At 54.4% G+C, this 13568-nt stretch carries 14 protein-coding genes; all 14 read right to left on the bottom strand.

Annotation, left to right across the window (positions count from 1 at the left end):
• Nucleotides 1-135: 135 nt before the first annotated feature.
• Nucleotides 136-861: an outer membrane protein assembly factor BamD gene (locus tag QOS10_RS05510; protein ID WP_283594290.1), complete on the bottom strand. Its 726-nt coding sequence runs from the start codon at nt 859-861 to the stop codon at nt 136-138.
• A 123-nt stretch (nt 862-984) separates the two neighbouring features.
• Complete coding sequence (locus QOS10_RS05505) at nt 985-1971, bottom strand: ribose-phosphate diphosphokinase (protein WP_283594289.1); 987 nt, start codon at nt 1969-1971, stop codon at nt 985-987.
• A 117-nt stretch (nt 1972-2088) separates the two neighbouring features.
• Entirely contained in the window at nt 2089-3456 is a 1368-nt protein-coding gene (glmU, locus tag QOS10_RS05500; RefSeq protein ID WP_283594288.1) for a bifunctional UDP-N-acetylglucosamine diphosphorylase/glucosamine-1-phosphate N-acetyltransferase GlmU, read from the bottom strand.
• Nucleotides 3457-3475: 19 nt separating this feature from the next.
• Nucleotides 3476-4306 (bottom strand): pur operon repressor, encoded by an 831-nt coding sequence (gene purR, locus QOS10_RS05495; protein ID WP_283594286.1) that lies wholly within the window; start codon nt 4304-4306, stop codon nt 3476-3478.
• A 160-nt stretch (nt 4307-4466) separates the two neighbouring features.
• The gene (locus QOS10_RS05490) at nt 4467-5267 is read right to left on the bottom strand and encodes a metal ABC transporter permease (RefSeq protein WP_283594284.1); all 801 of its coding nucleotides are present in this window, start codon (nt 5265-5267) and stop codon (nt 4467-4469) included.
• Nucleotides 5268-5278: 11 nt separating this feature from the next.
• Entirely contained in the window at nt 5279-5938 is a 660-nt protein-coding gene (locus QOS10_RS05485) for an ABC transporter ATP-binding protein (protein ID WP_283594283.1), read from the bottom strand.
• Nucleotide 5939: 1 nt separating this feature from the next.
• A complete protein-coding gene (locus tag QOS10_RS05480) occupies nt 5940-6854 on the bottom strand; it encodes a metal ABC transporter solute-binding protein, Zn/Mn family (RefSeq protein ID WP_283594281.1) in 915 nt (304 codons plus the stop codon).
• 133 nt (nt 6855-6987) lie between these two features.
• Nucleotides 6988-7839 carry a 4-(cytidine 5'-diphospho)-2-C-methyl-D-erythritol kinase gene (gene ispE / locus QOS10_RS05475; RefSeq protein WP_283594278.1) on the bottom strand — a complete coding sequence of 284 codons (852 nt, stop codon included), beginning with the start codon at nt 7837-7839 and terminating at the stop codon, nt 6988-6990.
• 138 nt (nt 7840-7977) lie between these two features.
• Nucleotides 7978-8208 (bottom strand): Veg family protein, encoded by a 231-nt coding sequence (locus tag QOS10_RS05470; RefSeq protein ID WP_283594277.1) that lies wholly within the window; start codon nt 8206-8208, stop codon nt 7978-7980.
• Between the two features lie 85 nt (nt 8209-8293).
• Nucleotides 8294-9187, bottom strand: coding sequence for a 16S rRNA (adenine(1518)-N(6)/adenine(1519)-N(6))-dimethyltransferase RsmA (rsmA, locus tag QOS10_RS05465; RefSeq protein ID WP_283594276.1), 894 nt, complete (start codon nt 9185-9187; stop codon nt 8294-8296).
• Entirely contained in the window at nt 9187-9747 is a 561-nt protein-coding gene (gene rnmV, locus QOS10_RS05460; protein ID WP_283594274.1) for a ribonuclease M5, read from the bottom strand. The genes rsmA and rnmV overlap by 1 nt, the downstream gene beginning before the upstream one ends.
• Nucleotides 9734-10549: a TatD family hydrolase gene (locus tag QOS10_RS05455; RefSeq protein WP_283594273.1), complete on the bottom strand. Its 816-nt coding sequence runs from the start codon at nt 10547-10549 to the stop codon at nt 9734-9736. The genes rnmV and QOS10_RS05455 overlap by 14 nt, the downstream gene beginning before the upstream one ends.
• A gap of 12 nt (nt 10550-10561) precedes the next feature.
• Nucleotides 10562-12589, bottom strand: a complete 2028-nt coding sequence (gene metG / locus QOS10_RS05450) for a methionine--tRNA ligase (protein WP_283594272.1) — start codon at nt 12587-12589, stop codon at nt 10562-10564.
• 77 nt (nt 12590-12666) lie between these two features.
• The gene (locus QOS10_RS05445) at nt 12667-13515 is read right to left on the bottom strand and encodes a DUF72 domain-containing protein (protein WP_283594271.1); all 849 of its coding nucleotides are present in this window, start codon (nt 13513-13515) and stop codon (nt 12667-12669) included.
• Nucleotides 13516-13568: the final 53 nt, after the last annotated feature.

Raw genomic sequence — 13568 nt, 5'->3', positions numbered from 1 at the left:
GTCCTCAGCTCATGGTTCCGACTACTACGGCCCATAGCGGACTTTCACCGCCTAGCTAATACCCATGCCGGGCGCACTGCAAAAAGGACCCGGTACACCACGATACCGGATCCTTCTATCTGTTTGGCGAAATTATTATTGCAGCTTAGTAACCGCACCAGTCTGACTGTTGTACTGGTAGATACCAATCATGCTGGCAACCGTGTTATCCTGGTTGTTTTGCCGAACTTCAAACCGGTAAACACTGCCATTCTTTGCCGTCGGGATAATTTCATACCCCTTGTTGCCGATAAAGCCCATCTTGTTGGCAAACTGGGTGACTACCTGGTCGCTTGTCTGGCTATCAACCTTCGCATTGGCAGCTGTACTGCTTTGACTGCTGCTATTCTTAGCAACCGTCGAAGTAGCACTGCTCCTGCTGGTGCTGGTTGCCGAACCGCTACTGGCAACGTTCTTCTTAGCACTCGTAATCTTATTCTGCAAGTCTGCATATGCGTCCCGCATTGCCGGACTCGTGGACTTCAAATTCTTCAAGTTGCCGGCGGCCTGATCATAGTTGCCGTTGTCATAGGCGGACTTGGCACTCATATAATTCTGCAGGTCGGTGTTCAGCTTATCGACCTGTCCGGAACGGTTGCTGACTGCACTCAGCTTGTCAGCCGCTCCCTGGTAGTCATGATTACGGATTAGGCGATTGGCAGAACGGTATGCTTTGGTCGATTCATTTTCTGAGGAACGAACCTTAGAAGACGAACTGCTCGACGGCGAGCTGGCCGTACTCTGCTGACCACAAGCCGCCAGCAGAAGGGAAACCGTTAGTGCGGCTGTCCCCACAATTGTCTTTTTTACTACCTTGTTCATGGTTAATCCTCCCCTAATACCAGATCTGGATAATTCTACTCACTCATATTATATCATGAATGGCCAGTCCGGTCAGATTAAAAACGACGCGACCGCCATTCAGCGATCACGTCGTTTGTCATCTTACTTTTCTAATTCTGCACTCTGGAAAACCCGCTTGAAGAGAGGGCTGACCGGCCGGTTCTCGTTGATCCGCTTGATGGCATCAGCGATCAATGGGGCAACGGAAACCTGCTTAATCTTCTTGATCTGCTTTTCGGCTGGCAACTGAATGGAGTCCGTCACAACAACTTCCTTAATCGGTGACTTATCCAGCCGTTCAATGGCCGGACCGGAAAGAACCGCGTGGGTACATGAGGCGTAGACTTCCTTGGCCCCAGCGTCAATCAACGCTTGAGCACCGAGGGTAATCGTCCCGGCGGTATCGATCATGTCATCGATCATGATACACTTCTTCCCCTTAACGTTCCCGATAATGTTCATAATCTGGGCAACGTTAGCACGCGGACGACGCTTATCGATGATGGCAATTGGCGACTTCAGGAATTCTGCCAATGCCCGGGCCCGGGTCACTCCACCGTGGTCTGGTGAGATCACTACGGCATCGTCGGCAACCCCTTCACGGATGAAGTATTCCGCCAACAACGGTGCCCCCATCAGGTGGTCAACTGGAATATCAAAGAAACCTTGAATTTGAGCGGCGTGCAGATCGAGGGCGATGACCCGGTCAACCCCGGAGTTTTGGAGCATATTGGCAACCAGCTTAGCCGTAATTGGTTCCCGGCTCCGTGCCTTCCGATCCTGCCGTGCGTAACCATAGTATGGCATAACCACGTTAATGGTCTTGGCACTGGCCCGCCGCAGGGCATCCACCATGATCAACAATTCCATCAGGTTGTCGTTGACTGGCGCAGAGGTGGATTGGATGACGTAGACGTTGTCACCCCGCACACTCTCTTCGATGTTGATCTGAATTTCGCCATCGCTGAACCGGTCGACGGATAACTTTCCCAGTTCGACGCCGACGTGTTCGGCAATCTTCTCAGCCAATGGGCGGTTAGAATTTAACGCAAAGATTTTTAAATTAGAGTCAGAATAATGCTGTGTCATTAGATCCTCCGCAATTTATAAAATAGCTACTGACGTACGGTTAGCTCATTAATAAAGATATGTTCTATCCTTTTCTATCATATAGAGCCGCCTGTTAAAAAGCAAGCAAAACCGCGATTACCATGGTAGCTTCTTGGCGTAATCCTTCTTGTTGACCTGCCGGGCCCGGGCGATCGCCATGTCATATTGTTCAACGCTGTCAGTAATCGTGGAGCCGGCTGCGATAAAGGCGTCCTTAGCAATGTTGACTGGGGCAACCAGGTTGCTGTTGCTGCCGATGAAGGCGTGGTCGCCGACGTTGGTGTGGTGCTTGTTGGTTCCGTCGTAGTTGACAAAGACAACTCCGCAGCCGACGTTGATGTTCTTGCCCAACGTAGCGTTCCCGATGTAGGTCAGGTGACCAACCTTGGTCCCTTCGCCGATGTAGGCCTTCTTGACCTCACAGAAGTTACCGATGTGGACGTTTTCGCCGATCTCGGCATCCGGACGCAGGTGGCTGTTTGGACCGATGTCACTGCCGTTGTGCATCTCGGCACTCTCCAGGGTCGAGGAAGTAATCTTAACCCCGTCGTGGATCGTAGAGTCAATGATCCGGGAACCCGCACTGATGTAGCAGTCGTTACCGATCACCGTCTTGCCCTTGAGGACCACGTTGCCTTCCAGAACCGTGTCCCGGCCTAAGGTAACATCGGCATCGATGTAGGTGGTAGCAGGGTCGATCATGGAAACCCCTTCTTGCATCCAGTGCTTGTTGATCCGATCGCGCATGACCTTGTTGGCCCGGGCGAGGGCAACCCGGTCGTTAACCCCCATGGACTCGTCAAAGTCAGCCATCTTGTAGGCCGTGACGATCTCGTCTTCACCCTTCAGGATCCCGATAACGTCGGTCAGGTAGTATTCACCCTGAGCGTTGTCGTTGTTGATCTTATCCAAGGCCGCGAAGAGCTTCTTGTTATCGAAGCAGTAAACCCCGGTGTTGATTTCCTTGATTGCTTGTTCCTGAACGTTAGCGTCCTTTTGTTCGACGATCCGTTCCACGATGCCGACATCGTTGCGGATAATCCGGCCGTAGCCAGTCGGGTCGGGGGCAACGGAGGTCAGGATCGTAGCGGCAGCATGGCGTTGTTCATGGTATTGGAAGAGCTTCTCAAAGGTTTCGGCCCGGAACAGCGGCGTGTCCCCACTGACAATGATGGTTTCCCCATCGATGTCGCCCAGAATATCCTTGGTCTGCATAACCGCGTGACCAGTCCCAAGTTGCTGCTTTTGCAGGACATAGCGGGTCCGGTGACCGAGGCTCTCCTCAACGGTCTTGGCACCGAAGCCCACTACCGTGATGATGTTTTCAATGTGGGCCTTTTCAAGTTGCGTCAGGACATGGTCCACCATGGTCTTACCGCATACCTGGTGCAGGACCTTGTAGAGCTTGGACCGCATCCGGGTCCCCTTACCAGCTGCCAAAATAATTGCGTTACGTTTTGCCATCGTTAATCTTTCTCCATTCCTAATCAAATACTGTTGTCATGAAGTTACCGGGACGGGCCGTGATCGACTTGGTCTCGCCATCTTCAGCATCTACTTTAATTAATGAGGTGCAGTTGTCAACCAGCCGCTTGCCATTCGTGGCGTTTCCCTCAGCTAAAACAGTCATCCCGACCAGGTGGGCGTCAAATTCCTTGATCAGGGAGTGCATCCCATTGAGGGTGCCCCCGCCCTTCATGAAGTCATCGACCACGACCACGTTAGCCCCTGCCGACAGGGTCCGCCGGGAGAGCTCCATCTTCTTAATCCGTTGCACGGAACCAGAGACGTAGTTCACACTGACGGTTGGTCCCTCCGTGATGTGGGAGCTGTTGCGGACAATCACAAATGGCTTGTTCATGTACATAGCCACACTCTGGGCAATCGGAATCCCCTTGGTCTCGACCGTCATGATCACGTCCACGTCCTGATCAACGTACTGAGTAGCGATCAGGCGGCCCACCTGCCGGAGGATATCCGGCCGGCCGATCAGGTCAGACAGGTAGACATACCCGCCCGGCAGGAGGCGTGAGTCATCATTGACTTCCGCGACCAGGTTGTCGATCGCCTTTTGAGCGTTCTCCTTGGAGTAAAGTGGCGTCAGCACTGCCCCGCCACTGGCACCGGGGATGGTCTCAAGGCGGCCTTCTCCCCAGGTATGGAAGGTGTGCTTGACGATGCTTAAGTCTTCACTGATCGAAGACTTTGCGGATCCGAAGCGTTCACTGAAGAACTTCAGGGATACCAAGGTGCGGGGGTGTTCCATCAGGTAACGAGTCATATCTACCAAACGGTTACTTCGACGTACTTTCATCATTCTTCTCTGCCTTTCAAAAAAGTATTAATTCCAGTTAATTTTAACATAAAATGTTCGGGTTTAGCTGAACTATTTTTAAAAACCTCGCACGCTGTTAAATGTACCAGATTTAGTGCAAAAAAGGCCGGCGAACGAATTCGTCGACCTCTTATCTTAGTTAATTAGCTTCAACAAAGTAGTTCTGATAAACCAAGGCCACCACGTAGATTACAACCTCAATCACCGCGATGAAGAAGCTGACCGGCCAGTTGGTCAGGTAGCCCAGCAGAAGGCCCAGCCAGGTGCCCAGCAGGGAGAAGAGGATCGCCAGGATGATCATCTTGCAGACCCCGTGAGTGAAGTACTTGGCACTGGCGGCCGGCAGGGTCAGGAGGATGAAGATCAAGAGTGAACCCACGATCTGAGCGGCCACACTGACGCTCAGGGCCAGAAGGAGCAGGAAGATCACTGAAATCAAAGTTTCATTGACCCCGGCCACCCGGGCACCGATCGGATCAAAGGAACTGAATTTCAGCTGCCGGTAGACTGCCAGGGTGATCAGCAGAACCACCGCCGACAGAATGATCAGCTGGTGAACCTCATTGGCGCTGATCCCCACGACACTCCCGAAGAGAATGCTGGTGGCCGAGCTGGCAGTCTGGCTGCTCAGCGACAGGAAGAGGATTCCCAGCCCGATGAAGAGAGCCGAGACCGCACTGATCACGGCCTCCCGCCGCGACTCCTTGATACTCATCTGGCCGACCAGGACCGAGCTGAGCATGGTGAACAGGATCATCCCGTCCAACGCCGGCCAGCCGGCAAACACCGCAAATGAGGCCCCCGCGAAGCCGATTTCAGATAGGGTATGGGTTAGAAACGACAGCTGCCGTGCCACCACAAATACCCCGACAATTCCGCTGACCACCGCGATAAAGGTGCTGGCAATGAAGGCATGCCGCATAAAAGCTAATGTTAACATTCTGTCACCCCCTACTCTTCCGGCGCGGGGAGCTCATTGATCGGCCCCTCGCTATAACCATTGGGCATCATCTGCAGGTACCGCGTGCCGAAGTGACGAGCAAGGTCCCAATCGTGGGTGATGAACATCACACTCAGGTTTTCCTGCTGGAAGCGCGTCACCAAGTCAAGCAGCTCGTACTTCATCTCATTGTCCAGACTGGCCGTTGACTCGTCGAGAATCAGCAGCTTGGGCGAGCGGAGCAGGGCCTGTGCCAGGTAGGCCCGCTGTTTCTCCCCACCGGAAGCCAGCCCCAGCGGACGGTCCGCAATGGCAGTCAGATCCGTCATCCGAATCATCCGGTCGACCTTGGCCCGCTCTTTTTTACTCAACCAGGGAAAGCCGGTCTTCTTGACGTTTAGCGATACAAAGTCCCGGATCGAGAGCGGGTACTCCTCGTCAATGTTGCGAAACTGCGGCACATAGCCGATCAGATTGCTGGCGGGCACGTCGATCTCACCGCTGTGGGGCTTAATCAAGCCCAGCAAGGCCCGTACAAGGGTGGTTTTACCGACCCCATTTTCGCCAATCACCACCATGAAGTCGCCTTCGTTGACCGTAAAACTCAGGTCTGAAATGACCTGGTGGTTCCCGTAGGCCACATTAAGATCCTCTACTGATACAACTGCCATCCTATTCTCCTTCCTGCTGAATCCGGGCCAGTTGCCGGTACTGGTTCAACATCCATTGCACATAGCTGACTCCGTTTGGTTTGGTCTCCGTCACTTTCAACACTGGAACACCATGTTTATGGGCCAACCGAACCATGTTATCGATAACATGATCGCTGGCCTGCCGATTCTCAACGAAGAACGCGATCTGGTGATTGATAATCGCCTGCTGCAGCTCCTGGATATCCTGGGGCGACGGATCGTTGCCGTCTTCAATTGCCTTCTCAAAGTGGGCATCAATCACCCGGTAGCCCAGCGCATTCAACGCGTAGTCAAAGACCGGTTCACTGACCGCGACCGCGCGCTTATCGCCCACGTTAGCTTTGACCTGTGCAATTTCTCGATTGAGGGGAGCCAGTGATCGATGGTACCGGCGAGCACGGCTTTGGTAATAGGCCCGGTGCTGCGGGTCAATCTTACTGTAACGATTGGCCAGCGTATCCGCTAGCCGCCCCATCGTCTGGGGATCATACCAGACGTGCTCATTGTCACCCGAATGCTTGTTGGCCACCTGACTGCCGACATCGACAACGGTGTAACTTTTGCTGCCCGCCGACTGGGTCAGCTTAGTCAGCCAGTGGTCATAACCGAGCCCATTTTGGATCACCACATTGGCCTGCGCCATCTTCTGCGCCTGGGCAGTGCCGGGCTGGTAATCGTGCGGATCAATTGAGGCATTATTAATCAGCGCCGTCACCTGGCCATACTTACCGGCAACCTCCTGGGCCACCTCACCATAAAAGTCCAGGCTGGTGATCACCCGGATGGGGCGCCGCGCCTGGTGCATGGTGCGCCACGGAACCAGCGATAGTCCCAGGATCACCAGCAGGACCGCCACCAGGCCACCAACGCCCAGCCAATACTTATTTCTTCTCACCAGTCTTCCTCCTATCTAAATAGTAATCATTACTATTTACAACATGAACTATCTTACCGAAGATTAGTCTGGCGTGCAAGTCTCTCCACGAAAAAAGGCTGGTGACCATTTTTCGTGGTTCCAACCTTCAAATTTATAATAGGGTCACGACATGGACATCCCGACAAAAGCCCCGGATACTGTTTTGAATGCGGCGGGCCCGCGACTCGGTATGGCAGATGGCAAAGACGGTTGGCCCCGTCCCGCTCATCTGGGCCACATCTGCACCGAGGCTGGCCATCTTATCCTTCAGCCGGCGGATTTCCGGATGGCTCTGCATCGTCACCGGCTCTAAGACATTGCCCATGTATTTGACAGCATTCTGCCAGTCTTGGGCCTTCAAGCACGCAAGCAGCTTTCTATTGTTCAGGTGCTCCAGCTTCTCGTAGTTGATCTGCCGAAGGATTTGCGGAGTGGAGACACTCGTCTGCTGCTTGGCAATCACCACCCAGTAGTGCGGGGTGTCTGGGAGCAGCTCAATCTGTTCCCCGTGGCCGGTCACATGGGCCAGCCGGCTGTAAACGCAGTAGGGTACGTCCGAGTCAATCGTCAGCGCCACCTTGGCCAATTCCTGCTGACTGAGGCCCAGCCGCCAGATCCGATTTAACGCCCGGAGCACCGCGGCGGCATCCGAAGAGCCACCGCCCAGGCCGGCCGCCACGGGGATGTTCTTCTTGATCCGGATGGTCACCCCTTCCCGACAGTGAAAACGGCTGCGGAGAATGTGGGCAGCCTGGTAGGCCAGGTTGCGCTGGTCGTTGGGCAAGAAGCCGCTATCAGTGTAAACCTTGATTGTCGCGGGCCGGGAATGCGTCTCCACGGTCACGTAATCAGCCAGGTCGGCAGAGGTCATCACCATATCCCAGCGCGGTGACCCGTCAAAATACCGCATTGGGGTGTCGAGACTTAGATTAAGTTTTGCAGGCGCCTTCTCTGTAACAAGCATCGTGAACACCACTCCTTCCCGAAAAAGATCTTATCCTGATTATACTAATGCTGGCGTAGTGCTGGCAAGTATTAGCAAATCATATCAATCCGACTAAAAAGTCCGTACCAAAAAGACAAATTTGGTACGGACTTAATTTTATTCAAAAGCAAGCGCAACGTTATGTGTTAACAGGTCCGCATACGTGTATGAAACCCGTCGGAGATCATCGCCATCATCCAAGTGAACAATGAAAATTGCTGGGTAGGTCTTGCTCAAGGTGCCGTGCAGCGTCTTCACCCGCTTACGGCCGGCTTGCACCGTTACTTCAACCTGCTGACCAATGCGACTGTTCAGCAGGTCCTTAATTTCAGCAATATTATTTGGCATCGGCTTCCACCTCACTGTACTAACCAGTATAGCGGATTAATGTACATAATTCAAAGAACTGTCATCCAGGGTAGTGCCAATCTCCTCACAGGAGGTCGGCCGCGTGGAGGGCATTGGCCAGGGTAATGAACTGGTCGAGGGTCAGCCGTTCCGGCCGGATCTGCGGCGAAATCCCGAGCCGATCCAAGATTGCCGCCATCTTGTCCTTAGTCGCCGGCTGCTTGCCGACGACGCCCCGGAGGTTATTACAGAGACTCTTCCGCCGGTGGGCAAAGCAGCCGCGGATGAAGCCGAAGAGTTTCTGCTTGTCAAAGGGCTGGACCGCCAGCGGCTGCTTGCGCGGCGTCAGAACAATAATCGCTGAATCAACGTTGGGCGCCGGTACAAAGACCCGCCGGGAAACATCGAAGGCAATCTTGGCATCCATCTGGTACTCGATCGCCAGAGTCAGGGCCCCATACTGCTTGGTCCCCGGGGCCGCGGTCAGGCGCTGGGCCACTTCCTTCTGCATCATGACACAGATCGCCGCCCAGTCGACCGGACTGGCCAGCAAGTTCATCAGAATCGGGCTGGTGATATAGTACGGCAGGTTAGCCACCACCTTCACCGGCTTGCTCGGGTCGGTGAACTGCTCCTGGATCAGGGCCGGCAGGTTGGCTTCCAGGACATCCTGGTTGAGGACGGTAACGTTATCGTAGGGTGCGAGCACCTCATTCAGAACTGGGATCAGATCGGAATCGATCTCCAATGCCAGAACCTCGCCCGCTGCCTGAGCCAGCTGCTCCGTCAATGCTCCGATTCCGGGACCGATCTCAATCACGTTGTCATCCTTGGTGATGTCGGCAGCGGTGACAATGTTATTGAGGACGTTCAGGTCCGTCAAGAAGTTCTGTCCAAAGCTCTTCTTGGTGCGAATTCCGTACTTCTCCATGATCGCCCGAGTCCGGGTACGACTGCCAATTTCTGGTGACTGACTCATCAATCTTCCTCCTGCTTAATCTTAGCCAATGCCTGCTTGAACTGATCAGGCGTGATTTGAAACATGTTCAGCCGGTGGACCAGCTGCTTACCGTTGCCGTAGCCGATTTCCAAGATGGCTCCCAGGCGCTCCCGGCGGTGACGAGCCAGGGGATTCCCCGTCAGACCGGCCGCCTGCAGGTCCTGAATGGTAAAGTTAGCCGTGGGTTCGGTCGTCTGCGTATACAGGTGGGCCAGGGCTTGCTTGATGGTGGCCGGGGTGGCGTGCTCCACTCCCAGACTGCCATGGGCCTCGTCCGGTACCCCCTGGTCACGCCGGATGAAGGCATGCTTCACCCCGGGAACGGCCGCACTGATCATCTTCCGCAACCGTTCCCCATTGAAGTCCGGGTCGGTGAAGACGATCAAGCCCCGGGTCGCCTGGAGCTTCTTCAGCCGTTCCAGGTCAACCTCTGACAATGCGGAGCCGTTGGTCTCATAGGTATCGGCGTCGACCGCCTTATGAATCTGTTTGGTGTCATCCTTGCCTTCAACAACGATGACTTCTTTAATCTTGCTCATCATGTCCCCCATCCTTGAGAAAGAGCCGGACCGCATTGTGGTAGGTATGGTAGGCGACCCGTTCGGCATCAATGCCCTTCAGCTCAGCGATTGCATCCGCCACGAACTTGGTGAAGGCGGGTTCGTTCTGCTTCCCCCGGTACGGTTTGGGAGTCAGATACGGGGCATCAGTCTCGACCATCATCCGGTCCAGCGGCGTCGCTAGGGCCGCCGCGTGAACATCGGCAGCATTCTTGAAGCTGACGACCCCGCTGAAGGAGATCGCCATCCCCAAATCCATGAATTTCTCCGCCCAGTCCGGGCTGCCGTTGAAGCTGTGCATGACCCCGCCAAATTCAGCGAGGTGGGCATTCTTCAAGATGGCATACGTATCCGCCAGAGCATCCCGGCAGTGGATTGAGACGGGCAGCTGAAGGTCGCGGGCCCACTGCAGCTGCTTTTCAAACAGGGACCACTGCTGGTCATGGGGCGAGTGCTGGTCATTGAAGTAATCCAGGCCAATCTCGCCGATTCCCACCACCGTCGAGTCCGCCAGCTGTTCCTTCAGGTGGGCCTCCTCGGCCGGGTTAAAGGTCGCCAGGTCCTCCGGGTGCCAGCCGACAATCGGGTGCAGGTTAGGATAACGGTGTCCCAACGCGATCGCCCGGTCGTTGAGCTGGCGGTTTGAACCGACAATGTTCATTTCCGTAACGCCATAGTGGTCAGCCCGGGCAATGAAGGCCGGGACGTCTTCGTAAAACGGCTCATCGTTCAGGTGAGTGTGCGAGTCATAGATCTTGCGCCAACTTGCGTGCTTGCTCATCGTGGCCTCGCTTTATTCAACACCCATCCCAGGAACCAGGTCATCAGGCGCAATGACAACCCTGACGTCCCCGTCCTTTTCAGCGGAGAGGAGCATCCCCTGGCTGATCTCGCCACGCATCTTCCGCGGCTTCAGGTTGGCAACAATCAAAACATTCTTGCCGACCAAAACAGATGGGTCTGGGTACCATTGGGCAATTCCAGAAAGGATCTGCCGGCCTTCTTCAGTCCCGTCGTCCATGTGGAACTTGAGCAGCTTGTCAGCCCCTTCAACGTGGTCCGCTGAAGTGATCTTAGCGACCTTCAGTTCAACCTTGTCAAAGACATCGATCCGGATAGCCTTCTTGCCGGTTGTTTCTTCTTCCTTAGCCTTTACTTGAGCCTTTTGCTTTGCTTCTTCCATTGCTTTCCGACCTTTCTTCTTTTCGTTCGTTGTCATCTTGCTCTTGATGAATTCGACTTCTTCCTTAACGTCGCGCCGTGGGAAGATTGGCGTTCCCTTCTTGACCACCTGGACCTCTGCTGGGAAGTCGTTGAAGCTCAAGTCAGTCAAAGTGATTGGGTCCTCCGGAAGGCCCAGTTGACGGCAGATTTCCTTTGGGGCGTCCGGCATTACCGGTTGCAAGAGGGCCGCAATTACCCGCAGGCTCTTGGCCAGGTGGGTCATTACGTCAGAGAGCTCTTCCTTCTTACTGTCGTCCTTGGCCAGTACCCATGGTTCCGTTTCGTCGATGTACTTGTTGGCCCGGGAAACAAGCTTCCAGACGGCAGCCAGGGCATCGGCAAAGTGGGTCTTGTCCATCAGGTCCTTATATTCATCAATCACATCGGCCGCGGTCTGCTCTAAGTCAGCATCGTATGGGGTTGTCGCATCGTTTTCAGCCACCAGCTTGCCGTCCTGGTACTTATTGATCATGGCCACAGTCCGGTTCAGGAGGTTCCCTAAGTCGTTGGCCAGATCATAGTTAACCTTGTCGACAAAGTCTTCTGGGCTGAAGACCCCATCGTTGCCAAATGGCATTGCCCGCAACAGGTAGTAACGGGTGGCATCGAGGCCGTAGCGGTCAACTAAGGTCTCTGGGTAGATCACGTTCCCCTTAGACTTGGACATCTTGCCGTCCTTCATCGTCAGCCAGCCGTGGCCGATGATGTGCTTTGGCAGCGGCAAGCCGAGGGCGTGAAGCATGATTGGCCAGTAGATGGTGTGGAAACGAACGATTTCCTTACCAACCATGTGGACATCGGCTGGCCAGAACTTCTTGAAAAGACTGTCATCATCACTGCCGTAACCGAGGGCCGTAATATAGTTGGACAGGGCGTCGATCCAGACGTAAACCACGTGCTTAGGATCGTTTGGTACCTTGACCCCCCAGTTGAAGGAGGTCCGGGTAACGGCGAGGTCTTCCAGGCCCGGCTTCAAGAAGTTATTGACCATTTCGTTCATCCGGGTGTGCGGTTCGATGAAGTCCGGGTGTTCCTTGTAGTAGTCCATCAGCCAGTCCGCGTACTTGCTCATCTTGAAGAAGTAGGATTCTTCCTTGACCAGCTGGACCTCATGGCCAGATGGGGCCTTTCCGCCGATCACCTTGCCGTTATCGTCACGGTAAACCTCAGCCAGCTGACTCTCAGTGAAGTATTCCTCATCGTCCACGGAGTACCAACCGGTGTATTCACCCTTGTAGATGTCGCCCTGGTCGACGAACTTTTGGAAGATCTTCTGGACAGCCTTTTCGTGGTAGTCATCAGTCGTCCGGATAAACTTGTCGTTGGTGATCTTCAGTGTCTTCCACAGCTTCTTGATCCCGGCGGCCATTTGATCAACGTATTCCTGTGGCTGCACGCCGAGCTTATCCGCCTTCTGTTCAATCTTCAGACCGTGCTCATCAGTCCCGGTCAAGAAGAATACGTCATAGCCGCTCAGCCGTTTGAAACGAGCTTCCGCATCACAAGCAATGGTAGTGTAAGAATTACCAATGTGGAGCTTACCAGATGGATAGTAAATTGGTGTTGTAATGTAATAAGTCGGTTTTTCAGTTGCCATATGAGGCCCCTCTCTCTAACGAATTTCTAAGATTAGTTTTACAGTTTAGTATAGCATATTAGCCGCCCAGAGACAGGCTAAAACAGGTCGATCTGTTCAGGTGAGCGCGGCGCCAGGCCGGTGAAGTGAATGTCGAGCATCTTCTGCAGCTGGAGGGCATTCGGGGCGGCGTCTTTTCCTGAGTTGTTGTTGAAGATCACGCAGAGTTCCTTGGGCTGTGGCGTCAACTGGTTGATCTGGTCGCAGAAAGCTTGCAGTTCGGCCGGAGAATACTTATACAGGGTCCGGGTCTTGCGCCAGCTCTTCCCCTGGTTGATCCAGCCTTCCGTGTTCTGCCCGTGCAGGCGCATCATCACCAAGTCCGGATTGGTCGTCGCCAGCACAAAGGGAACCGAGGTGACGGTACCGTGGGGTTCATCGGCCGCGACCAGGGTGAAGTGAAGTTCCCGGCAGAAGGTCAACAGGGACTTCAGAGTGCCCGGCCGGTACCAGGTCTGGTTGCGCAGCTCAATGGCGATCGGCAGGTTCCCCATCCAGAGCCGGACCAGACGGAGGTATTCGATATCCTGGGGTGAGGCATCAAAATAGGGTGGAAATTGGAAGAGGACCGTTTTGAGTTGACCAGCTGCCACGAGGGGCGCCACCGTCTTACGATAACGGTTGAAGAGCTGCTCGAGCTCCCCCTTTTCTTGCCCTCGTTCGTGAAGGGTCATCCCCCGGTGGGCCTTCACTATAAACTGGAATGCCTCTGGCACCTCAGCCAGCCAGTTCTGAATGGTGGTCACCTGGGGAAGGGCGTAGAAGAAGGTATCCACTTCCACCGTCGGCAGGTACTGGGCGTATTCATTTAGGGTGACAGGCCGTTGTTCGTTATTGATCAGGGCCGGGTGCTCGGTCCAGGTGGTCAGGCCAATGGTTATCTTCATGATTAATCCCCTCCATATTCGTTTCTATCCTAAGGGCTGACCGATAACATTGC

The organism is Limosilactobacillus galli, assembly GCF_947381495.1.
In the GTDB taxonomy this organism is placed as follows: domain Bacteria; phylum Bacillota; class Bacilli; order Lactobacillales; family Lactobacillaceae; genus Limosilactobacillus; species Limosilactobacillus galli.
Note: the sequence above shows the minus strand (reverse complement) of the source record. Positions and strands in the feature narration are given on the sequence as shown.